Source organism: Pseudoduganella buxea, from assembly GCF_009720835.1.
Classification (GTDB): domain Bacteria; phylum Pseudomonadota; class Gammaproteobacteria; order Burkholderiales; family Burkholderiaceae_D; genus Rugamonas; species Rugamonas buxea.
On sequence record NZ_WNKZ01000186.1, the window covers coordinates 1 to 2,653 of the forward strand.

The 2,653-nt window shown below is 73.8% G+C and carries 1 protein-coding gene; it reads left to right on the top strand.

The genetic code is table 11. The features are described from left to right. Positions 1 to 2,653 (top strand): KR domain-containing protein (locus GM672_RS27370; protein ID WP_155473651.1); only part of this gene is annotated, 2,653 nt, incomplete at both ends.

Consider the following 2,653-nt stretch of genomic DNA (forward strand, 5'->3'; position numbering starts at 1 on the left):
TGGTGCTGCGCGCGGCCGCACCGGCGCGCGCGGCGCACGACCGCATCCATGGCCTGGTGCTGGGCTGCGCCGTCGGCCACGGCGGCAAGGTGAACGGCTTCACGGTGCCCAGCCCGCAGGCGCAGCAGGCCCTGGTGCAGGCGGCGCTGGCCGATGCTGGCGTGGATGCGGCCACGATCTCGTATGTCGAGGCGCATGGCACGGGCACGGCGCTGGGCGACCCGATCGAGGCGCGTGCGCTGGCGGCAGCGCTGGCGTTGCACGATGTGGCGCAGCCGCTGGCGATCGGCTCCATCAAGTCCAACATGGGCCACCTGGAAGCGGCTGCCGGCCTGGCCGGACTGACCAAGGTGCTGCTGCAGATGCGGCACCGCACGCTGGTGCCGTCGCTGCACAGCGCCGAGCGCAACGCCGCGGTTGACTGGACCTGGCTGCGCGTGCCGCAGCAGTGTGAACCCTGGCAGCCGCGCATGGATGGCGCCCGGGCCGTATGGCGCGCCGGTGTCAGCGCCTTCGGTGCCGGCGGCAGCAATGCGCACGTGATCGTCGAAGCGCCCGAGACCGTGGCGGCACTTGCCGCGCCGGCGACGGGCCCGCAGTTGCTGGTGCTGTCGGCGGCGTCGGAAGCGGCGCTTCTGGCCGGCGCGCGCCAGCTGGCGCGGCACCTGGAAGTCACGCCCGCCGTCGAACTGGCCGATGTCGCCGCCACGCTGCAATGGGGCAGGGCCGCATTGCGCGAGCGCTGGGCCGCCGTCTGCGACAGTGTCGAACAGGCGATCGGGCTGCTGCGTGCCTTCGGTGCGGGCGAAACGGCCGGATGGCGCGGACGGGCGGCGCCCGGCTCGGTCGACGTGCCGCCGCAGGCAAGCCTGGCGGAGCAGGCCGGCATGTGGGTGGCCGGCGGTCAGGCTGCGTGGGCGCCGCGCCGGCGCCCGCTGCTGGCATTGCCGTCGTACGCCTTCACGCGGATGAAATGCTGGGTCGACGACGTGCGCGATCCGGTGCTGCCGCCGCCAACCCCGGTGGCCACGCTGGCCGAGCGCGTATGGCGCCCGGCCGAGGCGGCAGTGCCCGCCGTGCCGGGCAGCGGCGACGTACTGTGCGCCGTCGATGCCGCGACGATCGGCCTGGGCCGGCACCTGGCCGCCGCACTGGCGCCGCGCACCGTGCGCTTCGTCGAACTGGGCACCGATGCCGCCGTCACCGCGCCCGTCATCGTGCGCGGCGCGCTAGAGACGGTCGTCGTGCTGGCTGGACTGGACGGCGCCGACACCGGCTGGCAGCGCGCGTTCGACCTGTGCCGCGGCCTGGCCCGCGGTGCCGCACTGGCCCCGCTGCACATCCTGCATGTCACCAGTGGCCTGCATGCACCGGCCGCGGCGGGCGCCGGCAGCAGCGGCGCCGTGCTGGCCGGGCTGTTGCACGCCCTTGCCGCCGAGTCCACCGGCCTGACGGTGACGGTACTGGACGTGGACGAACTGGCCTTGCGCGACGACGCGGCACTGGCCCGGGGCGCGGCGCTGTTGCGCACCGAGCTGGCGCTGCGCACGCCCGGCGATATCTGCGTGACGCGGCTGGGCAGGTTCCGTCCCGTCTGGACCGATGTCGCACCTGCCGCGCACGCCTGGCAACCCGATGCGCAAGCCCTGTACCTGATCACCGGCGGCACGCGTGGCCTGGGCGCCAACCTGGCGCGCCAGCTTGTGCGCCGCGGCGCGCGCCGGCTGGTCCTGCTGGCACGCCAGCCGGGTCCCCACGCCGACCTGCTGGCGGCGGACCTGGTGGCACGAGGCGCGCAGGTGCGGCTGGTGTTCGGCGCCCTGGAAGGGCTGGACCTGGCACGCATGCTGCACGACCTGCCTGCGGTGCCGGTAGGCGGCATCTTCCACTGCGCCGGGATTGGTACCCGGCAGCCCGGTGCGTTGGCGGACCGGCCGCTGGCCGATATCGACGCCGTGCTGGCGCCGAAAACCGGCGGCCTCGCCGCGTTGCTGCCGCTGGTGGCCGCGTGCCGGCCACGCTTCGTACTGGCGTTTTCGTCGATTTCCGCCGTGGTGCCGGCCACCGGCGTCGGCGTCGGCGACTATGCCGCAGCCAATGCCGCCATGGAGTATCTGGCGGAACTGCATGGCCGGCGCGGCTGCCCCGAGCTGATGACGCTCGCCTGGCCCGTCTGGCAAAGTTCCAGCGCCAACGCCGCGGCCATCGCGACCATGGCCCGGCACGGCCTGCCCGTGCTGGACGACGAGCAGGCATTCGACCTGTTGTGGACGGCATTGGCCACGCCGACCTCGGGGCGCATGGCGGCCGTGCCCGCCGCCGCGCTGCCCCGGCCCCAGGCCGCCACCGTTCCATCCACCCCGACAGGAAGCACTCCCATGACGGCAACGAACCCGAACGATGCAACGGTGGCCACGCTGGCGTGGCTGCGCAAGATACTGGCGCAACGGCTGCAAATGCCCGTCGAAATGATTCCCGCCCGTGCCACGTTCGCGGAACTGGGTATCGAATCGGTGATGCTCGGCCGCCTGGTCGAAGACATCGAAGCACAGCTGGGCCGGCCGCTGGCGCCCAGCGCGCTGCTGGAACATCCGACGGCCGAGGACCTGGCGGCGCACCTGGCTGCCGCCGCGCCGGCACCGGCCGCCCCGGC